At 56.9% G+C, this 19,762-nt stretch carries 17 protein-coding genes; 5 read left to right on the top strand and 12 right to left on the bottom strand.

Features of this window, described 5'->3' with window-relative positions:
- Nucleotide 1: 1 nt before the first annotated feature.
- Nucleotides 2-1,201 (bottom strand): phosphoglycerate kinase, encoded by a 1,200-nt coding sequence (locus ACOCF6_RS20400; RefSeq protein ID WP_482462162.1) that lies wholly within the window; start codon nucleotides 1,199-1,201, stop codon nucleotides 2-4.
- A gap of 84 nt (nucleotides 1,202-1,285) precedes the next feature.
- Nucleotides 1,286-2,290: a type I glyceraldehyde-3-phosphate dehydrogenase gene (gap, locus tag ACOCF6_RS20395; RefSeq protein ID WP_482462161.1), complete on the bottom strand. Its 1,005-nt coding sequence runs from the start codon at nucleotides 2,288-2,290 to the stop codon at nucleotides 1,286-1,288.
- A gap of 230 nt (nucleotides 2,291-2,520) precedes the next feature.
- Here gap and ACOCF6_RS20390 point away from each other — a divergent pair, with 230 nt between their 5' ends.
- The 4 genes from ACOCF6_RS20390 (at nucleotide 2,521) to ACOCF6_RS20375 (ending at nucleotide 6,763) form a co-directional block, all read left to right on the top strand.
- A complete protein-coding gene (locus ACOCF6_RS20390) occupies nucleotides 2,521-4,587 on the top strand; it encodes an ATP-binding protein (RefSeq protein WP_482462160.1) in 2,067 nt (688 codons plus the stop codon).
- A gap of 57 nt (nucleotides 4,588-4,644) precedes the next feature.
- Nucleotides 4,645-5,052: a hypothetical protein gene (locus ACOCF6_RS20385; RefSeq protein ID WP_482462159.1), complete on the top strand. Its 408-nt coding sequence runs from the start codon at nucleotides 4,645-4,647 to the stop codon at nucleotides 5,050-5,052.
- 212 nt (nucleotides 5,053-5,264) lie between these two features.
- The gene (locus ACOCF6_RS20380) at nucleotides 5,265-6,077 is read left to right on the top strand and encodes a phosphatase PAP2 family protein (RefSeq protein WP_482462158.1); all 813 of its coding nucleotides are present in this window, start codon (nucleotides 5,265-5,267) and stop codon (nucleotides 6,075-6,077) included.
- Nucleotides 6,071-6,763, top strand: coding sequence for an HAD family hydrolase (locus tag ACOCF6_RS20375; RefSeq protein ID WP_482462157.1), 693 nt, complete (start codon nucleotides 6,071-6,073; stop codon nucleotides 6,761-6,763). Before ACOCF6_RS20380 ends, ACOCF6_RS20375 begins: the two co-directional genes overlap by 7 nt.
- Nucleotides 6,764-6,795: 32 nt before the next feature.
- Here the strand turns inward: ACOCF6_RS20375 and ACOCF6_RS20370 are convergent, their stop codons facing one another.
- Together ACOCF6_RS20370 and ACOCF6_RS20365 are read right to left on the bottom strand one after the other, a co-directional pair.
- On the bottom strand, nucleotides 6,796-8,958 hold the full coding sequence (locus tag ACOCF6_RS20370; protein WP_482462156.1) for an alpha/beta fold hydrolase: 2,163 nt from the start codon (nucleotides 8,956-8,958) through the stop codon (nucleotides 6,796-6,798).
- Nucleotides 8,955-9,740 carry a glycerophosphodiester phosphodiesterase family protein gene (locus ACOCF6_RS20365; RefSeq protein WP_482462155.1) on the bottom strand — a complete coding sequence of 262 codons (786 nt, stop codon included), beginning with the start codon at nucleotides 9,738-9,740 and terminating at the stop codon, nucleotides 8,955-8,957. The genes ACOCF6_RS20370 and ACOCF6_RS20365 overlap by 4 nt, the downstream gene beginning before the upstream one ends.
- A 190-nt stretch (nucleotides 9,741-9,930) precedes the next feature.
- Here ACOCF6_RS20365 and ACOCF6_RS20360 point away from each other — a divergent pair, with 190 nt between their 5' ends.
- Entirely contained in the window at nucleotides 9,931-10,329 is a 399-nt protein-coding gene (locus tag ACOCF6_RS20360) for a MerR family transcriptional regulator (protein ID WP_482462154.1), read from the top strand.
- 86 nt (nucleotides 10,330-10,415) lie between these two features.
- On the opposite strand, the gene ACOCF6_RS20355 is transcribed toward ACOCF6_RS20360, so the two are convergent.
- From ACOCF6_RS20355 to ACOCF6_RS20320, 8 genes are all read right to left on the bottom strand, one after another.
- Nucleotides 10,416-11,624, bottom strand: a complete 1,209-nt coding sequence (locus tag ACOCF6_RS20355; protein WP_482462153.1) for an ATP-binding protein — start codon at nucleotides 11,622-11,624, stop codon at nucleotides 10,416-10,418.
- Between the two features lie 16 nt (nucleotides 11,625-11,640).
- Complete coding sequence (locus tag ACOCF6_RS20350) at nucleotides 11,641-12,405, bottom strand: enoyl-CoA hydratase (RefSeq protein ID WP_482462152.1); 765 nt, start codon at nucleotides 12,403-12,405, stop codon at nucleotides 11,641-11,643.
- 16 nt (nucleotides 12,406-12,421) lie between these two features.
- Nucleotides 12,422-12,808, bottom strand: a complete 387-nt coding sequence (locus tag ACOCF6_RS20345) for an acyl-CoA thioesterase (RefSeq protein WP_482462151.1) — start codon at nucleotides 12,806-12,808, stop codon at nucleotides 12,422-12,424.
- 90 nt (nucleotides 12,809-12,898) lie between these two features.
- Nucleotides 12,899-13,456, bottom strand: a complete 558-nt coding sequence (locus tag ACOCF6_RS20340; RefSeq protein WP_482462150.1) for a chalcone isomerase family protein — start codon at nucleotides 13,454-13,456, stop codon at nucleotides 12,899-12,901.
- A 21-nt stretch (nucleotides 13,457-13,477) separates the two neighbouring features.
- Nucleotides 13,478-15,481, bottom strand: a complete 2,004-nt coding sequence (locus ACOCF6_RS20335; protein WP_482462149.1) for an oxidoreductase — start codon at nucleotides 15,479-15,481, stop codon at nucleotides 13,478-13,480.
- A gap of 130 nt (nucleotides 15,482-15,611) precedes the next feature.
- Nucleotides 15,612-16,574 (bottom strand): MBL fold metallo-hydrolase, encoded by a 963-nt coding sequence (locus ACOCF6_RS20330; RefSeq protein WP_482462148.1) that lies wholly within the window; start codon nucleotides 16,572-16,574, stop codon nucleotides 15,612-15,614.
- 146 nt (nucleotides 16,575-16,720) lie between these two features.
- Nucleotides 16,721-18,499: an acyl-CoA dehydrogenase family protein gene (locus tag ACOCF6_RS20325; RefSeq protein ID WP_482462147.1), complete on the bottom strand. Its 1,779-nt coding sequence runs from the start codon at nucleotides 18,497-18,499 to the stop codon at nucleotides 16,721-16,723.
- 73 nt (nucleotides 18,500-18,572) lie between these two features.
- A complete protein-coding gene (locus tag ACOCF6_RS20320) occupies nucleotides 18,573-19,745 on the bottom strand; it encodes a thiolase family protein (protein ID WP_482462146.1) in 1,173 nt (390 codons plus the stop codon).
- Between the last annotated feature and the right edge of the window lie 17 nt (nucleotides 19,746-19,762).

Here is a 19,762-nt window from a genome sequence, read left to right as displayed (position 1 = left end):
CCTATTTCTTGGTCTTGATATCAAGGGCTTTGACACCCGGCAGAATCTTTCCTTCCAGCAGTTCCAGAAAGGCGCCGCCTCCGGTGGAAATATAGCTGACCTTGGAGTCGACCCCGGCCTTGCGAACAGCGGAATCCGTGTCACCGCCGCCGATGATGGTGGTGGCAAAGGCACCGCCCACCGCTTCGGCCACGGCAAAGGTACCGCGGGCAAAGGCATCCATTTCGAAGACACCCATCGGGCCGTTCCAGATAACGGTCTTGGCGTCACGCAGGGTCTCGGCGAACAGCGTGGCAGATGCCGGTCCGATATCCAGCGCCATCCACCCTTCCGGAATCTCCTGGACCGGCGTGATAAAGTTGGTGGCGGTTGCTTCGAAGGCATTGGCAACAACACAGTCCACCGGCAGGTAAAACATGACCCCTTTTTTCTTGGCCCGCTCCATGATCTTTTTGGCGGTCGGAATCAACTCATCCTCAACCAGCGACTTGCCGACCGAATATCCCATGGCCTTGAGGAAGGTGAAGGCCATGCCGCCGCCGATCACCACCTTATCGACCTTGTTGACCAGGGTCTCCAGGACTTCCAGCTTGCCAGAGACCTTGGCGCCGCCCAGAATCGCTACCAGCGGACGCACCGGGTTGCTCATGGCCTTGTCGAAAAAGGTCATCTCGTTACGCATCAGGAATCCGGCAGCAATGACAGGAATGACCTTGGTAATGGCCTCCACCGAGGCATGGGCCCGGTGTGAGACGGCAAAGGCGTCATTTACGTAGATTTCGCAACCGTTGGCCAGCTGTTTGGCAAAGGCGGCATCGTTCTTCTCTTCGCCCGGATAGAAGCGGACATTCTCCAGCATGACTACCTCGCCCGGCTTCATGGCGTCGATCATCCTGGTGACGTCCGGCCCGAAACAATCCGGGGCCTGCTTGATCTTTTTGCCGAGCAGTTCACCCAGGCGCTTGGAAGCAGGCGCCATGGTATATTTTTCCTTTTTCTCCCCCTTGGGGCGCCCCAGGTGGGATGCCAGGATAACCTTGGCCCCCTGCTCCATGGCATACCTGATGGTTGGCACGGCACCGGCAATGCGGGTATCCTCGGTGATGTTGCCCTTATCGTCCTGGGGAACATTGAAATCCACCCTGATAAAGACCTTTTTGTCTTTCAAATCCTTGATCTGGTCGATGTAACGAATCGGCATGTCAATCTCCTTCCAAAAATTAAATGAAATGGCAAAAAAAGAGGGGGAATTGAATTCCCCCTCCCACTGCTGAACAGCGACCTGCTATTTTTTCGAAGCAATCAGCCTGAACAGATCAACAACCCGGTTGGAAAATCCTGCTTCGTTGTCATACCAGGAGAGGACCTTGACCATCGAGTCGCCAATGACCTTGGTGCAGGAGGCATCCACAATCGAGGAGAGCGGGTTGCCGTTGTAATCGATGGAGACCAGCGGCTCTTCGCAGAACCCGAGGATGCCTTTTAGCGCGCCTTTGGAAGCCTTCTTGAGGGCGGCATTAACCTTGACGGCATCGGTCTTTTTCTTGAGCGTGACGACCAGGTCCACAACCGAAACATTCGGAGTCGGCACCCGGATGGCCATGCCGTCCAGTTTGCCCTTCAACTCGGGCAGCACCAGGGAAACCGCCTTGGCGGCCCCGGTTGTGGTGGGGATCATGGATACGGCGGCGGCGCGGGCGCGACGCAGATCCTTGTGGGGCAGGTCAAGGATATTCTGATCGTTCGTATAGGAGTGAACCGTTGTCACCAACCCTTTTTCAATGCCAAAGCTGTCATTGAGCACCTTGGCTACCGGTGCCAGGCAGTTGGTGGTGCAGGATGCGTTGGAGATGATGACGTGTTTCTTGGCATCATAGAGGTGGTCATTGACACCCATGACAATCGTGATGTCCTCACCCGTGGCAGGGGCTGAAATGACGACCTTCTTGGCTCCGGCCTGGATGTGCAGCGATGCCTTGTCTTTGGATGTGAACAGTCCGGTAGATTCAAGGACGACATCGATCTTGTCCTTTTTCCAGGGCAACTCAGCCGGATTTCTGACGGCGTAGATCTTGATACTCTTGCCGTTGATGATCAGGCTGTCGGCTGTATGCTCTACCTTGCCGGGAAAGATACCGTGAACTGAGTCATACTTGAAGAGATGCGCCAGGGTAGCGGCATCGGTCAGATCATTTATTGCCACGAACTCAATATTCTTGTCCTTGCTCGCCGCCCGCAAAACCATCCTGCCGATCCTGCCGAAACCATTGATTGCAACCCGTAATGCCATGAAATTCCTCCTCGTATAATTGTGTAATAACCCATGCTTTCTGTTGAAGCTGATCTTTCAGAAAGTTTTCAAATAATAGAACATAAATTCAAATCGTCAACCATAAATTTACAGTTATCTTTGTGCAATTCAGCAATCTATATGGCTGGTTGCTGAAAAATTGATTTTACTTTAATTTGATTATGATAAACTGAATAAACACCTACGCTGCAATCAGTACTGGCGACAAAATGAAACAATCCCTTGAAAAACGCATCATCCTATTTTCATTCATCATCCTTTCGATGACAATCCTTGCCAATACAGCAATGGAAATAGTCGTATTTCGCAAGGAATACGTTCAGGAAATTTTATTACGCTCACACAGTCTCGGCACTTCACTCAAAGACACCATAGAGAAAGTACTGGCACTGGGAATAGATATCCGTGATGTAAACGGATTGTCAGCAAAATGCCGTGAAGTCATCCAGTTTGATCCGGAAATGGCCTATTGTGTCATAACAGATGGGACAGGAAAAAATCTGTATTCGAGTGACCCTGAATTCGCTGCCCAGGATTTTTCACAAGCCCGGGAGCAGACAAACCTCAAAGACCCCCACAATCGCAACGTTGCTGTCCTGCGCACCCGCAACGGCAGTTTTTTTGATATCAATGTGCCCGTTCGCTCCTTCGACTCCCGTATCGCCGCCTCAGTGCACATCGGATTTCCCCGGCAGGCCATCGACCAGAAGGTCTACGCCATCATCCTGCGGTCGATTATTGTCTTTCTGGTGTTCTTCATCCTTTCATTCGCCCTGGTGATCATATTCGTCAAAAAGAGTATCATCGCTCCCGTCACACATCTGCTGGAAGGGGTTACCCGCATCGCCCGGGGCGATTTCAAAACATCTATCCAGGTACTGCCGGTACACGAACTGGATCAGCTCGGCATCAAGATCAACGCCATGTCCACAGCCCTTGAAACCCGCGACATGGAACTCCACAAAAACTATGAAGAACTGTCGGAAACACATGCACAGCTCCATGATTCCTACCTTCAACTGGAAAAAATGAGTGCGGACCTGGAAAACTCGGAGGCCCTGTATAAAAAGCTGCAGGAAGAAGCAGGCGATGCCATTGTAATTCTTGATAACACCGAAACGATCATTATTGCCAACAGGATGGCAGAGACCTTCTTCGGCTTTCCGGCAACAGAGATCACCGGCCAGCACATATCAACCCTGTTGGTAAAGCTGAGCGCGGAAAACATCCCGCATCATCTGAAAAAATTCAAGGAAGCGTATGCAAGTCCCTACATCAACAGCGAAATCACCTTCACCAACCGCCGCAATGAGCAGCTGATCGGTAGAATTCATGCAAGCTGCATTGTCCTGGGTGACAATGCACTGCTGCAGATATTAATCCGTGATGTCACCAAGGAGCGGGAGATCCTCACCAACCTTGAAAACAGTGCTGCCGGACTGGCGCGGCTCAACCGCATGAAAGATTCCTTCCTCGGTCTGGCTTCTCACGAGCTGAAGACGCCACTCACCGTTATCATGGGATATTCTGAACTTCTGCTGACAGACATGCAGGATCAGTTGACCGAAACAACCGCTGAGATGATTCAGAATATCTCCGCAGCAGCATCCCGCCTCGACAATATCGTCAAGGACATGACCGATGTCTCCATGATCGACCAGAAACAGTTGGAACTGAATTTTGGCCAGGTCGATATCAATTCTCTTGTTGAAACAGCGGTACGGGAACTGCAATTCTTCTTTGCCCTGCGAAAACAGGAAATCATTACCCACCTGCACCAGACACTCCCCCTGATACACGGTGACCAGACCAGACTGCTGCAGCTGCTGTCAAATATCCTGGGAAATGCCATCAAGTTTACACCTGATGGCGGCTCTGTGTCTGTTACGACCACACTGAAAAAGTTCAACAGGAAAGGTCCGCTGCCCGAATATGATGGAATCAGTTCGCTTTTAATCGCAAACGGGCAGGAACAGGCGATTGAAATCGTCATTTCAGACAACGGCATAGGCATCAATGAAGAAGACCAGAAGCGCATTTTTGACAAGTTCTTTGAAGCAGGCAATATCGAAGAGCACAGCTCAGGAAAGGTAGCGTTCAAATCACGGGGAGCCGGCCTGGGCTTATCCATTGCCAAGGGAATTGTCGAAATGCACGGAGGTCGGGTATGGGCTACATCTCCAGGGTATGATCCCCAGACGTGCCCCGGCTCTTCTTTTTATATTCTCCTGCCCCTTGACCCGCTGTCTGATGGTGAAGGCCTGCAGCAGCCATAGATGTGCGACACAGATACAAACACCAACCTGTCTAATCACCGAAAAGGAGCAATTACCATGGCCAAGTCAAAGAAATCCGTCGTATCGGCAGCATCGACTGCAACAGCACCACGTCAGTCACCAAACAGGAAAGTGACGGCTAAAACCAGAGCAGCCGGTGAATCTGCTGTCCGGGAAATAACCGGGGAGGAGCTGGTTATTGAAAACTTCGCTGCCATGACACGACTGGTGGAAGCGCTGGGAGAGACATTGGAGCTGTTGACGCAGAAAGCTGAAAGCATGGCCTACCATATCATTGCCACAGAGCAGCTGCTGGCGGAGCTGATCGCTGACAACGGCATAAACCTGGCCGGCGTCAACGGCCGCATCCGTCGAAAAATAGCCTCCGGCACGGATGGCACCTGTGACCCAAGCAAGGCCATCGACATTGCTGCATCCATTGCCTCCCCCCTGCCGCGTCGCTAGCAGCAGTACAGTCCGACTCAACCGGAGCCTTCCCGTCAAGGAAGGCTTTTTTATTGAAAGAGAAGCGGGCATAAGGTATATATTCAACGGAAATGATCACGAGTAAGCAACTCAGTTGATTTCGTCATCAACACGTGCAGGGATTGCTACTTCACCCCATAACAACCTGCTGTTTCCAGCAATTTAGCGATCGCATTGAACAAGGAACCCCTTTGAAAACATCCATCCTGCGTGTTATCGCAATCCTGTTTCTTCTGGCAGCACCTGCGTGTGCGACTGAAATCAGCAACATCAGCATAGGCGGAGAGGTCGCTGGCGGCATCCAACGCCTGGGGGGCGAAGCCGTTGAGTTGATCACAACGCCGCTGCAGGTTGAGAACGGCAATGTATTCATCACACTGGGGGTCGCTGGTGCTCTCGCCCTTACCTACACCTTTGACAAGCAGATCCAGGAAAAACTGCCGGCCCGATCAAACAGTTCACTAAACAAAGCAACCGACGCCGGTTCCCTGGCTGGTGATCCATTCCTTCACCTGGGTCTGGCAGCGCTGGTCTACGGAGGCGCCATTGTGGCCGATTCGGCCAAATGGAAAGAAACCGGTGAAATGATGGGCGAGGCATTGATTCTTGCGGACGCGGCCACGTTACTCATCAAGGAGTCCAGCGGTCGCGGCCGACCGGGCGTTACAGCGGCCAAGGATGATTTCAGGCCCTTCGGCTTCCGCAAAGACTATGATTCGTTGCCATCCATGCACACCTCCAGCTCGTTTGCCCTGGCATCGGTGTTGGCTGCAACCACGGACAGTATTGCCATGAAAACAGCCTACTATACTGCGGCAACATTTGTCGGCTTTTCCCGCATGTACCAGAACAAGCACTGGGCCAGTGACGTTCTGTTAGGGGCTGTAATCGGTGAACTGTGCGGCAGGGTCGTAACCGGCTTTCATGCCGGAAGAAATAAACTGGCCCTGGCTCCCCAGGCATTTGAGGGTGGCGCCGGGCTGGCAATGGTGGGCAGATGGTAACGTTTCCGGATGGATTACAGGCCCAGGCGGTCATATTTGATTTCGACGGGGTGATCGTTGACACGGAACCGCTGCACTACGCTGCGTTTCAACGCCTGCTCGAACCGCTCGGGCTCGGTTTTTCGTGGGAGCAGTATGTTGAAACCTACATGGGATTTGATGATCGGGACGCCTTTATCGAGGCTTTTAAAGGATCTGAGGAGGGATTATCGGCAGCAGAGCTTCAGACGCTGATCATGCGGAAAGCGTCCCTTTTCCAGGATATAATTCGCGACGGCATCTGCGCCTATCCCGGAGTCGTCAACCTGATCAGGCAGATCCATGACAGCCGGACCCCCCTTGCGATCTGCAGTGGCGCCCTGCGCTCGGATATTGAACCGATTCTCGAAACACTCGGTATTGCAGACTGCTTCGACGTCATTGTAACGGCAGAAGATGTTGCCAGGAGCAAGCCGGACCCGGAATGCTATCGCATGGCCCATGCCAGACTCAATACGTTCCATTCTCTCAACCTGCCGGCAGAGCTGGTTCTCGCAATCGAGGACACCCCCGCCGGCATCACCGCAGCAAAAGGTGCCGGGCTGCAGGTCCTGGCAGTTACCAACAGTTATCCCGCCGATCACCTCGAACAGGCCACTGTCATCGCACAAACACTGGAATTTCCGGGAATTGTGCCTGAACAGTAGTCCACTCCCTTTTCACTGCAATACCATCTTCATCAGGCATCAGCGGTCAGCTTTTCTATGAAACTGCCGATGGCCGCATGTACGTTTTCAGAACCCTCTCCGGAAAGAATTCCATGTCGATCAAAATCAAAGGACAGGTACTGCTTGTTGACCGCCCCAATGCGATTAAACAGCAGCGCCGTTCCCTCGGAATCGACCACCGGGTCGCCGTGCCCCTGCACAATCAGGGTCGGCACCGTCACATCTGCCAATCGCGGTTCAAGCTTTTTCATGAATCGAGCCATCTCCGACAGGGCCGCCACCGGTACCCGCGTATAGTTGATCAGCGGCCGTTCCGGAATGATCTCCACATATTCCATTGCCGCACCGTGCCACTGAATCGTATCCATGAGCCTGTTCCAGGTCGTGACGGCCGGTGCGAATCGCGACGATATGTCCTGCAGACGGAACGGGGGTGAGACCGCAAACACGCCGGCCATAGCACCGATACGGGCGGCAGCGTCCAGTGCCAGGCCGCCGCCGAAAGAAAAACCGCCGATCACAACCCGCTTGCAGATCGCATGCATCAGGGCATAGCCGATATCCACCGATTCAATCCATTCGTCCCCGTTTCGCGCGGCAAGGTCTTCGGGTGAGGTCCCGTGCCCGCGCAGACGGACACAATACACCCAGTAGCCCCTGTTGTGCAGATAGTCGGCCAGCTCGCGCATCTCGCGCGGCGCGGCCAGAAAACCGTGCACGAGCACCACACCCAGTCGCCGTGACGTCCCCTTCAGCAGTACGGGCGCACCTACTGCGCGTTCCTTGGATTCTCCCGGGTGATGGAAGCGTGAATAATCCGCCTTGAACTGATTATCGGCCTGTCGCAGCAGAACATTGACAACCCGGTGCCGGACCATCATTTCCGGCAGCCACGCCAGCCAGCGCACATGGCGTTTAAGGGCTGACAACGGCCGCACTTCATTTGCCGCCACCCCCAGCGGATTTTCGATTCGAATCCGGTGGAATTTACTGCTGGTGGAAAAGTTGATTGAATTCCTGAGCAGCTCCCCATTCTCGTAACGGACAACCCCCGATTCCCGGGCCAGCTCCAGGAAGTCACGGAATTTGTGATAGCGGTCGTCTGTCAGCAGGGCAACCTGGCCGACCTCAAGACTAAGGTGGCAATAGACCAGTGACTTGTCCGGCACCAGACCGGTCAGCAGAAAGACACGCCTCCGGAAATCCGTCTCGGATATCTTGTTGAAGGGGAGCGCCTTGAGCAGCGAGGCAAAGAGATGATCGTGGTTGACCGTGGTCATGTTGTAGATGTCGAACATGAAGCGGTGCATCAGGTCCGTCGCTTCCTGGCGCATCGCCGGCAGGGACGGCAGCTGGTCGTCAAAATTGATCGGCTGCAGGGAGTACATGTCCCGTGTAATCCGCGAGGAGGTCAGCGACTCGGAAACCGGGATGGCCGTGCCAAAGCGGATGTCGATATCCACCCCTTCAAAAAACATGGTGCCCTCGGTCAACAGCTCCTCCCGCAGCCGGTCGGAGATGCTGCGGGCAAAACGGTCAGCCAGCGTGCTCAGGATATTCTCCCGTGACCTGAGGGGATAATAGGTCAGATTGATCGGGACGATCCAGGTCGTTTCGGTCAGAATCGGCATCATGTTTTCTATCTGAAACATGTTCATCAAACGCTCGGCTTCGGAAGGGTTTTCTGTCAGCAGGTAATTCAGCCGCTTGCGATAGAATTCGGTGCGCAGCGCCAGATTTGCCGCCCCGGTATGGGCGGTCCGCTGTGCGCTGCGGTGCAGCCCGAAAAAGGAAGGCCTGCTGACCGCCTCCTTGTCCTTGACCATCCGCCCTTCGGGGAAAATGATCCAGTTGGCTTCACCGGTCAGCAGGCTTTTCACAATCAGGCGGTCCCGATCGGGATTCCTGGTCGAAACCGCACCGACCTTGGCCAGAAATCTGCTCAGCGGGCCTTCAAAAAGCGAATGATCGGCCAGCGACCAGACCGGCACATGGGTGTGGGAATAGATGTGATAGGGCAGCAGGAGGGTTTCGATGCGGGTGAAATGGTTGACGACAAAGATTATCGAACCTTCGGGAATCGTTTCCTGACCATGGGTCCTGACCTTGATCTTTGAAAAACCCTGCATGAGCGCAATCATCTGGCCGGTAGCAAGGTAGGCGGAATATTTCATGGTCGCTTCCTGTCGGACATGAGTTGCTGACGCAGCCAGCCGGGCCGATTGGTCATGATCGAGTCGACACCCAGCCCGCACAAACGATCAGCATCCGGCAAGCGGTCAACGGTCCAGACATGGATTTCCTTACGGAGCTCCTTAAGCTTCATTACCAGGTCCTGATCCAGGAACGCGCGGTTGGCGCTGGCCAGACCATCCGCACCGCAGCGGATAAGTGTAGCGATGACATCGGCCCGGGAGGGGAGCCAGAGGTTGTTCTGCCGGGACAGGCGGTAATCGCACAGCCAGCAGGCATGCCAGTCGGGGAGCCGCTGCTTGAGTTCCGCAATCAGCGTGGCGCTGAACGCCAACAGCCTGATGCGCTGCGGGGAGATGCCCGATGCCCGCAGCACCCGTTCCAGCCGGGGGATGATCTCCGGGCCGCTCTTGATCTCGATATAGAACCAGCTTGCGTGCGGCAGCGCGGCCAGCACCTCGTCAAGCGTCGGTATCAGCGCCCCGGACCAGGCCGCCCCCTTCCAGCCCCCCGCATCAAGGCGCTGCAATTCCGCCAGGGGGGTGTGGGCGATGCTCAGATCAACACCGGTTGTCCGGGCGGTTGTCGCGTCGTGCATGCAGACGATCCGGCCATCGGTGCAGAGGCGAAAATCGGCCTCGATGCCGTCGGCCCCCTGTTTCCAGGCCAGACGGAATGCCTCCAGCGTGTTTTCGGGCGCTTCCCGCGATGCGCCGCGATGGCCGATGATACGGGGGAGATTGTGCGGCGTTCCAGTCAGCATAACGTTGGACCCCGCTTGTTCAGATTGAGTCGCAATACCATCGACAGGATTCACTCACGGATGGTGATCCATTCTAACTGATGTCGACTGTGAGCGCAAATTGCTTATTGATATTTACCGCTGCGGGAAACAGCTTGACAAAAAAACCGGCATGGTTTTATATAATTAATAATTGACGCAGAGGTGAAGTATGAGACTGAGCAACGAAGATCACATGCAGATCAGCGACCTGGCGGAACAGTTGGGGATCACAACCCGGACCATTCGCCTGTATGAGAAGAAACGATTGGTAGAACCGCCGAAAAGAACGGAAGGTCGCGTACGATACTATGAAAAGGCGGACATCACGAGGTTCAAATTCGTACTGAAACTGAAGACACTCGGTTTGACACTGGAAGAGATGACCGAGCTGGCCGATCTGTACGACAAGGAACAAAAGACGCCGGACAAGATCATGCCGCGCCTGCTCGAACTGCTGGATTCACATCTGATCAGCATCAAACAGAAGATCTCGACCCTGCAATCTCTCGATCAGGATATCACTGCCTATAAGCAGAGGATCGTTGACCAATACCATCTGCGCAAGTAGACCACCCTCCCCACCCTGCAGCAGACAGCCCGCAGCACCCCTCCCGCAGCACGAACCACCATCAATGTGGATCAGACAGGAAGCGACTACTCCTTGATAACCGGCACGACGTTGTTTCCGGATTTCCCCTGCAACAGGTTCCGCAGGCTCTTTTTGACCCCGCTGACAACAAACGGTGTCAGGCGGCGCTTTTCCGTGAGAATGCGCATGAACAGGTCCTTGCGTTTCAACGGCGGCAGCTCCCGCCTGGCTGTGGGGACCATGGAGAGCGCCCCCGGCCTGCAGGCCGAGACACAGGCACCGCAGCCGAGACACAGGTCATCGTCGACCAAGGCTGAGCGGCCGCCCTTCTCCCCGATCTGCTCCCCGTGCAACAGACCTATCGCCATGACGTTGCAGGCGCGGACACAGACCCCGCAGCCGCTGCAGCGCTCACGGTCGACAACAGCGCGGAAGCCGGTCTTGCCGACCCCGTGGTGGTAGCCCATCTGCACCCCGGCCAGCAATTCGCAGCAGCAGCTGCAGCAATTGCAGATAAAGGACGGTTTGTGGCGGATGTTGTCGGTGATGTGGGTCAGGTTCAACGCCCGGGCGCTGTCGAGGACCGCCAGCAGTTCATCCACGCTGCGCTCCCGGGCGAAGCCGCGCCGGGCCATGAAGCGGGCCGCGCTCCCCAGCGAGATGCAGATCCCCTTCGTCGGCGCCCCCTTGCTGCAGGCCTGGTGAAGATGCTCTTTCTTGTGACGGCAGTAGCACATGCCGACCGCACCGAATCCGGCCTCGCGGATGATCTCCCGGGCCCGGTCATAGCTGGTGACCTCCGAGGTCACCGGGATATGCTCCTCATAGAGCAGCGAACGGGTCAGCGGTGTCCGGCTGCCGAAGAATTCCGCTGCCTGGCTCTCCTCCAGATACTCCCGCATCAGCAGCGCCAGGCGCTCCAACGGCAGGTCCGTCCGGTTCTTCATGAAGGTCAGCTCGAAGAAACCGATCAGTCCCGGCAGCAGCAGGTAATAGACCTCCCCGCCGTAGGGCATGTCCATCAGCAGCCCCTTGTCGGCCATCCGCTCCAGCAGCGGCAGCAGCTCTCCCGACGGTATCCGCGTCAGCCGCACCAGTTCCGGCAGGGTGGCCTCCTCCAGCGGAAAGCGCGAGGCCACAAAGGCTTCCCGTTCGTCAAAGAGCAGCGCCAGGATCTGGCGCAGTTTTTCCGTATCTACAAGACCGATCGGGTATTTGTTCAGCCGGTCGATCAGCGGCACGATACTGCTTTTTGAGCCCAGATGGTGTCCCATGGTTATGCCCTCTCCATCAGCTGAATCGTGAAAAATCCGGTTTGCGGCGCTGCATGAAGGCCTGCAGGGCTTCGGCCGCTTCCGGTGATTCCAGGCGCGCCATGAACTGCCGTCCCTCTTCTGCAATGGTCTCCTGCAGCGGGATGGCATACTCACGCTTGAGCAGACTCTTGGCCAGGCGCAGCGCCGCCGCCGGCTGGGCCGCCAGCTGTAAGGCCCTTGTACGCGCTGTTTTCAGAACATCGCTGTCAGGACACACGGCGGTAACGATACCATAGCTGCAGGCCTTGTCGGCACCGAACACCTCTCCCAGCAGGATCAGTTCCGCTGCCCGCTGGTGCCCCATGATGCGGGGCAGCAGCAGCGTGGAACCGGCCTCCGGGCAGAGCCCCAGGTTGACGAACGGCATCTGGAAGGTGGCACTCTTCCCGGCATAGACCAGGTCGCAGTGCAGCAGCATCGTGACTCCGATCCCGACCGCCAGACCGTTAACCGCAGCGACAATCGGCTTGCGCGCTTCACTGACAGCGGTCAGGAACTGCATGACGGGGCTTTCCGGTCCGGTTGGCGGGGCGGTGAGGAAATCCGCCAGGTCATTGCCGCTGGTAAAGCAGTCGTCAGAGCCGCAGATCAGAATAACCCGCACCCCGGCATCACCGTCCGCCTCCCGGAGACCATCGGCCAGGGCCTGGTACATGGCCAGGTTGAGGGCATTTTTCTTGTCCGGCCGGTTGATACGCAGAGTGCGGATCCCTTCGCTCAATTCGCTCTGGATATTCATCTTCATTACCCCTTTGTCATGCCATTGCCCGGATGCTCTCCGGCAGCGGCAGTGTGGACTTACTGACACTATCGAAACTGACCATGGTGGTGCGGGCAGTAGCGTAGGTCTTCTCCATGCCGTCATGGAGCCGATACTCCAGGTCGAAACTCGCACGCCCGGACTTAGCCAGCCAGAGCGTCACAACGACTTCGTCACCCAGCGTAATCGGGAGCTTGAAGTCGCATTCGGCCCTGACGACCAGCAGATACACGCCCTGACGCATCAATGCCTCGAACGGTTCCCGGAACAGCTTGACCCGCGCCGTTTCAAGATAGGTGAGAAAGATTGCGTTATTTACATGGCCGTAGGCATCCAGGTCGGAAAACCTGACTTCAATGCCGGTTGTGTAGGTCTGTGCCATGTTCTGCTCCTTTGTGCCGCAGTAATTCCAGCTGGTAGACAACATCACCAGAGACCAATGACACTGTTATCCGGTGCTGTTGTATGCCTGTCATTCCTTGCCGAGCATGCCCTTCTTCAACGAGTCGTCTGCCGGTTTTGCACCCAGGTAGATGGCAAGAACACCACGTGCCAGTTTAGCCGATGCAATGGTTCCCAATGCTTTGCCGTTGTGGCTGGCCGAAACGCTGCCATCCGCGCCGAGCGCCAAATCGACGACATCGCCCCGATTAAAATCGGAGTTAAAGAGAGCGAGGAACTTTTTAACCTCGGGTGTGCCGGACAGATCGGGTGAATTGTTGGCGAAGCCTTCGCTGAAGGCCTCGATAATCTTCTCCTTATCCACCTTTGAGTGCAGGAAATTCATCCGGATCAATTTATCTCCGTTGTCCTTCAATGAATCGGTGGCGGTGGCAAGATGTTTGACCGCATAAAGCGACCCGATATACACCTTGACAAAAAACTTTTTCCTGATGCCATAACCATTCAATTTCAGCTGCTGACCATGCACCGTCACCACCTGATCCAACTGCACCCCGGCGACCTCAACCGCCGGTGACCGGACCGCGCAGAGCAGCACCAACATGACCGCCACATACAATTTATTCATAAGAGCTCCCTTTTTCCTGATTCAGCCGATCTCGCGGCCGGCGTTAAAACCTTGATGTACCGCATCATAAACCATGGCGGGGCTTCGTGCGTCGCCAACAACCAGAAACGGGATGCCGTGTGCTGCAAGTACCTCCTGAAGCGGATTGTGGGTCCGCGTGCCGACTGCCAGCACAACCGAATCGGCGGGGATTTCCTCCACCCTGTCATCACACACGATCCTGACGAAGTCGGCAGTGATCTCGATGACTTTGGCCGTGGCCCGGGTCTTGACGCCATACCGCTCCACATCCTGCATCATCCCCCAGCGGGTGCTCTTGCCGAAGTTTTTCCCCAGCTCAGGCAGCATCTCGATGACTGTTACATCTTTGCTGCCATCTGTTGCCAGACCGTAGAGATCCTCGACGTTCTCGGCGCCATGTACCAGCAGAAACTTGAGCGCTTCGCCGGAAAGGGTGCCTTTCTCCGCCAGCAGCAGCGCCGTTTCGATGCCGACCGCCCCACCGCCGATTATTACGACACGCCGTCCGATCGCGACATGTTCTGTCAACACATCCCACGCCTGGACCACGTGGGGCATATCAACGCCCGGAATGGGGGGGGTGATCGGCTTGCCGCCGGTGGCAAGAATAACAGCGCCTGGTCTGCTCTCCTTCAGAAATTGTCCATCAACTGTGGAATTGAATACGACCGTGGTGCCCGACAGCTCCACCTGCCTCTCCAGGTCGGCGGCAAACTCCAAAAACTCCTCCCGACCGGGAGGGGCTCCTGCAAGCAGCAACTGGCCGCCATAATGATTTCCCGCTTCATGGAGCGTCACGCGGTGTCCCCGTGCGGCGGCGGCAATTGCGGCGCTCATTCCGGCCGCCCCGCCGCCGACGACCGTAATGGCGAGCGGTGTCTCGACTTTCGTCAGCGACCGCGACCGCTCGTACCCGGCGCGTGGATTACAGAGACACTCCACCGCCTTCATTTTGAACAGGTTGTCGAAACACCCCTGGCCGCAGGCCACGCAGTGGACGATGTCGGACTCATGGCCGCTACGGGCCTTCTCCGGAAAAAAGGGATCGGCGATCAGCGCCCGTCCGAGTGCTACCATGTCGCAGATGCCGTCGGAGATCATTTCACGAGCCAGCTCAGGATCGTTGATACGGTGGCTGGCGATGACCGGAATGCTGACTCGCTCTTTAATTCCGCGGGCCAGATAGCCGAAGACCCCGCGCGGCACCTTTGTCACGATCTGCGGCACCTGGGCCTCATGCCAGCCGACGTTGATGCAGAGGGCATCTACTCCGGCTGTCTCCAGCAGGACGGCGTATTCCTGGAGCTCCTGGCGGGTTGAGCCGCCCTTCATGAATTCATTGCCGTTCATCCTGACCAGCAGCGGGAATTCGGCGCCGACGACAGCCCGGACCGCCGCGATGACCTCCAGGCCGAAGCGGCTGCGTCCCTCAAATGCGCCGCCGTAGCGGTCCTCACGCTTGTTGGTCAGGGGCGAGAGAAATTCGCTGATCAGGTAGCCGGTGCCGGCAAGGATCTCGACGGCATCGAAACCGGCTGACTGCACCCGCCCGGCCGCCTGGGCAAAACGGACGATGATTTCTTCGATTTCCTGAAGCGACAATTCGCGGGGTATTTCGCGGGTCAGCCGGGACGGGATTGCCGAGGGCGCCACCGGCTGCCTGCCCCCGGTCATCAGGGAGTGGTTGTAACGACCGGCATGGTTCAACTGGACCGAGGCCCGGGCACCGTTGTCACGGATGGCGTTGGCCAGGCGGGTCAGGCCCGGGAGGTAGCTATCCTTGTGGGCACCGATATTGCCGGGATTGCCGGAGAGCTCATCGATCGTGGCATAGCCGACCGTGATCATCCCGGCCCCGCCGCGGGCGCGCTCGGCATAGAAATCCACCAGCCGGTCGTTGACCGCATAGTTGCCGGCCATGTTCAGATGCATGGCCGGCATGAAGATGCGGTTTTTGACCTGCAGGCGGTTGATCTGGATCGGTTGGAACAGCGGATCAGGCATGGGTTTCTCCAGTTAACTTAAAAGTCGTAGCCACAGAGGTCACAGAGAGCACAGAGAAATTATCTCTTAAAGTGGTTTTTACCGTATTTTATTTACCTCTGTGTCCTCTGTGGCAATTAGACTTTAAAATTTAAAGCTGATTCACGATGGCCGCATAACGTTCCCGGACCTGATCGAACAGCCCGACCTGCTCCAGTGATGCCTTGAGCAGCGCCGGATGTTCCAGAAAATCCAGCATGAAGACGATCTCCGAAATCTTCAGATAGATGAAGAACGGCTCGACCAGGCGACCCTTGAAGAGCTGCTCGATAATGTCGCTCATAGCCATTTCCCGAAAAGGGAGCAGCTGCTCGACACGCTCCAGGAGCGTTGTCACGTAGAAGAGTATAGCCGCGTCAGCCCCGGTGACATACTGGCGGTGCCCCGGCATGATGCGTCTGCCCTGCAGCTGTGCCAGGTTGAGCAGGGAGGCGCAGTAGGCGCGGTAGTTTTTGAAACGCCCCGCAAAGCTTTCCAGATCAATATCCAGCAAGGGTGCCTGGAAGATGTTCCTGAGCAGGCAGTCACCGGTTACGGCCGCATCTCCGACCAGGTAGACCAGATCACTCTGGGAGTGCCCCGGACAGGGCAGGTAACTGATGCCCAGTTCCTGCAGCAGACTGTCAGAATCCTCGACAATCCGGAAGCGCTCCGGGATTGCCGGGAAGACCTTGTTCCGCTCAAAGGATTCCCGCAATTGAACCGGGAAATCGCCTCCGAAACCGTAGCCTCCCAGGATTTCGCCCATGCGCTCCATGCGCTCGCCGTGACGCCGGAATTTAACGGCATCACGTTGCGGGATAAACACCTCTGCGTCACTATGCTGAATAATATAGTTGGCCAGACCGTAATGATCTACATGGCAATGGGTGATGAACAGGTACCTGAGGCGCTTGAGATCGACGTTTTCCCGCAGGCAGGCCTCCCCCTCGGGTGTGGGCGGTCCGGTGTCGAACAGCACCAGGCCGCCGTCGAGTTCAACGCTGTAGAAGTGGACTTCGCCCACCATGTAAGGGGTTTGTACGGTGTCCTGCTGCATAAGAGAGTGGCCCAATGAAGTTTCCCCCCTCCCCCTGCGGGAGGGGGTTAGGGGGTGGGGTAATTGCCATATTTGATGCTGCCGGCAGCTTCACCCACCCCTCAATCCCCTCCCGTCGAGGGAGGGGAAGCTAAATACAAAAACCTAACCGGAAGTCACTGTCAAAAAATATATTTCTCCGCTTCGAGGGCCGCAGTTGCCAGGTGGCGTTTTGCCTTGAGCAGGCCGCTGGCATCGTATTTGGTGAACCTGCGGATGCCGGCCAGCAGCATGGTCAGGTTGTCCCCCTCCTCGATGTAATAGGCTGCCCGGCGCGCGGCGGATGCGGCCGTTTCCGAGGCATTGAAGGTAAAGACCTTAACGGCGGCGCTGACAGAGGCCTTTTTGGCCTCGCTCAGATTCGGCAGCATCTTCTCGGCCCGTAGAACCGCACTCTCGATGGCAAAGATGTTGATGGCCACGTCGGCCACGGCCAGCAGGATCTCCTGCTCATCCTTGATGGTGTTTATGAACTTCTGCGCCCCGCTGCCGGCGATCACCAGGAAGGCCTGCTTCAGGTTGGCGATCAGCGCCTTTTCAGCAGCAAAGGGGATAGCATCGTCCAGTTCGTCAAAGGAGGGGGACATGAGCGCCTCGAAGGCCTTCATGGCCTCTTTCTGCAACGGGATGTCACCCTTCATGGCGCGTTTCAGGATGATGCCGGGGATCAGCAAACGGTTGATCTCGTTGCTCCCCTCCCAGATCCGGTTGATGCGTTCATCACGGTAATACCCCTCGGCGGCGTACTCCTGGATAAAACCGTAGCCGCCGTGAATCTGGACAACCGCATCCACGACGTCAGCCAGCATCTCGCTGCACAGGACCTTGATGATGGCGCACTCGATGGAATACTCCTCGATGCCCTGCTGGTAGGTCTCGTAATAGTCGGGCGTGTCCTTCGGGATGGTGGCCAGACGGTCGTCGATCAGGCCGGCCAGGCGGTAGACAGCCGATTCCGAGGCGAAGATGGCGGCGGTCATGTCGGCGATCTTTTCCTGGATGGCGCCGAAGGTGCCGATGGTTACGCCGAAGGCCTTGCGCTCGTTGGCATATTTGACCCCGGTGGTGAGTGAGATCTTGGCAGCACCGGTGACCGCGGCACCCAGTTTGAAGCGCCCGACATTGAGGACATTGAAAGCGATCTTGTGACCCTTGCCGATCTCACCCAGCAGGTTTTCTACCGGAACCATGGCATTGTCCAGGATGATCTGGGTGGTGGACGAGCCCCTGACCCCCATCTTGTTTTCCTCAGGCCCGACAATCAGCCCCTCGGTGTTCCGCTCCACCAGGAAGGCGGTGAAGTGCTGCTTGTCGATCTTGGCAAAGATCGTATAGAGGTTGGCGATGCCGCCGTTGGTGATGAACTGTTTGGTGCCGTTGAGGATATAGTGTTTCCCGTCGTCGGAGAGAGTAGCACTCGCTGAGGCGCCCAGGGCATCACTGCCGGAGCCGGGCTCGGTCAGGCAGTAGGCGGCGATCCACTCGCCCGATATGATCCTGCCCAGGTATCTGTCTTTCTGGTCCTTGGTCCCGTAGTACACCAGGGGCAGCGTGCCGATTCCGGTATGGGCCGAATAGGTAACGGAAAACGAGCCGGCCAGGGCCAGTTTTTCAGCCGCCAGCATGCTGGTGCCCTTGTCCAGCTCCAACCCGCCGTACTCCTCGGGGGCATCGATCATCAGCAGCCCCAGTTCACCACATTTCCGCATCAGCTCAACCGTCAGGGGCAGATTGTGGTGTTCGATCTCCTCGCGCCGTGGGACGACCTCGTTCAGCACAAACTGCTCGGTTGTGTCGCCGATCTGCCGCTGCTCATCGGTAAAATCCTCCGGCGTAAAGACATCGCTGCAGGAGGTCTCGCTGATCAGGTATTCGGCACCTTTAAAAATGTTCGCTGCCATGGTGTCACCTCGTGAAAATTATTTGTTTAGTATCTGCCTCCCCTCCCGCAAGGGGCGGGGGACTTAACGTCCTTTACACCTTCTCGAAAATTCCGGCCGCCCCCATGCCGCCGCCGATACACATGGATACCATGCCGTAGCGGGTATCCGTGCGCTGCATCTCCTGGAGCAGGGTGGCGGTCAGCTTGGCCCCGGTACACCCCAGGGGGTGGCCCAGGGCAATCGCACCGCCGTTGACGTTGACCCGGGCGGGGTTGATACCCAACTCCTTGACGCAGGCCAGGGACTGGGCCGCAAAGGCCTCATTCAGTTCAATCAGGCCGATGTCCGCCAGGTTCAGGCCGGCCAGCTTCAGCGCCGCCGGAATGGCTGCCACCGGGCCGATGCCCATCAGCTCGGGCGCGACCCCCTTGACGGCAAAGGCGACGAAACGCGCCAGGGCCTTTTTCCCGATCTTCTTGAGATATGCTTCCGAGACCACCAGCACCGCCGCAGCGCCATCGGTCATCTGGGAGGAGTTGCCGGCCGTAACCGTACCATCGGCCTTGAAGGCCGGCTTGAGCTTGGCAAGTCCATCAGGGGTCGTATCGGCACGCACGCCGTCATCGCCATCGACCAGTTCCCTGCTGCGCTGCATCTTGTTGTTCACCAGTGAGCAGATCTCCACCTCAACCGGGATGATCTCATCCCGAAACCTGCCCGCAGCGATGGCAGCGGCGGCCTTGACATGGCTGGCTGCGGCAAAGGCATCCTGCTCTGCGCGGCTGATATCGTACTTGTCCGCTACCAGTTCGGCAGTGATCCCCATGGAGGCGTAGGACTCCGGCCAACTGGCCACCAGTGCAGGATTGGCGCTGTACTTGGCACCACCCATGGGGATCATGGTCATGCTCTCGGCACCACCGGCAATGATGCAGTCGGCAAAGCCGGCCATGATCCGCTCCGCTGCCGTGGCTATGGTCTGCAGGCCGGAGGAGCAGAAACGGTTGACGGTCTGGGCCGGGACCTCGACCGGCAGTCCGGCCTTCATCGCCGCCACCCGGGCAAAGTTCATGCCCTGCTCCCCTTCGGGAAAGGCGCAGCCGATGATGACGTCTTCCACATCGTGCGGATCTATGCCGGTCCTTTCCAGCAGCCCCTTGATGGCAGCGGCGGCCAGATCGTCCGGGCGGACATCCTTCAGTTTGCCTTTTTTGGCCTTGCAGCCGGGTGTGCGGTAGGCAGCCAGAATATATGCGTTTCTCATCGGTATCCTCCGAAACA

It is taken from the genome of Geobacter psychrophilus, assembly GCF_056821595.1.
This window is presented reverse-complemented; position numbering and strand designations above follow the sequence as displayed.

Excerpts from the sequence above, each read along its gene's own strand:
- ACOCF6_RS20400 (WP_482462162.1), bottom strand. The coding sequence starts at position 1,201 with ATGCCGATTCGTTACATCGACCAGATCAAGGATTTGAAAGACAAAAAG.
- ACOCF6_RS20345 (WP_482462151.1), bottom strand. The coding sequence starts at position 12,808 with ATGGCACAGACCTACACAACCGGCATTGAAGTCAGGTTTTCCGACCTG.
- ACOCF6_RS20360 (WP_482462154.1), top strand. The coding sequence starts at position 9,931 with ATGAGACTGAGCAACGAAGATCACATGCAGATCAGCGACCTGGCGGAA.
- ACOCF6_RS20335 (WP_482462149.1), bottom strand. The coding sequence starts at position 15,481 with ATGCCTGATCCGCTGTTCCAACCGATCCAGATCAACCGCCTGCAGGTC.
- ACOCF6_RS20325 (WP_482462147.1), bottom strand. The coding sequence starts at position 18,499 with ATGGCAGCGAACATTTTTAAAGGTGCCGAATACCTGATCAGCGAGACC.
- ACOCF6_RS20365 (WP_482462155.1), bottom strand. The coding sequence starts at position 9,740 with ATGCTGACTGGAACGCCGCACAATCTCCCCCGTATCATCGGCCATCGC.
- ACOCF6_RS20375 (WP_482462157.1), top strand. The coding sequence starts at position 6,071 with ATGGTAACGTTTCCGGATGGATTACAGGCCCAGGCGGTCATATTTGAT.
- ACOCF6_RS20340 (WP_482462150.1), bottom strand. The coding sequence starts at position 13,456 with ATGAATAAATTGTATGTGGCGGTCATGTTGGTGCTGCTCTGCGCGGTC.
- ACOCF6_RS20370 (WP_482462156.1), bottom strand. The coding sequence starts at position 8,958 with ATGAAATATTCCGCCTACCTTGCTACCGGCCAGATGATTGCGCTCATG.
- gap (WP_482462161.1), bottom strand. The coding sequence starts at position 2,290 with ATGGCATTACGGGTTGCAATCAATGGTTTCGGCAGGATCGGCAGGATG.
- ACOCF6_RS20390 (WP_482462160.1), top strand. The coding sequence starts at position 2,521 with ATGAAACAATCCCTTGAAAAACGCATCATCCTATTTTCATTCATCATC.
- ACOCF6_RS20355 (WP_482462153.1), bottom strand. The coding sequence starts at position 11,624 with ATGGGACACCATCTGGGCTCAAAAAGCAGTATCGTGCCGCTGATCGAC.
- ACOCF6_RS20385 (WP_482462159.1), top strand. The coding sequence starts at position 4,645 with ATGGCCAAGTCAAAGAAATCCGTCGTATCGGCAGCATCGACTGCAACA.
- ACOCF6_RS20320 (WP_482462146.1), bottom strand. The coding sequence starts at position 19,745 with ATGAGAAACGCATATATTCTGGCTGCCTACCGCACACCCGGCTGCAAG.
- ACOCF6_RS20350 (WP_482462152.1), bottom strand. The coding sequence starts at position 12,405 with ATGAATATCCAGAGCGAATTGAGCGAAGGGATCCGCACTCTGCGTATC.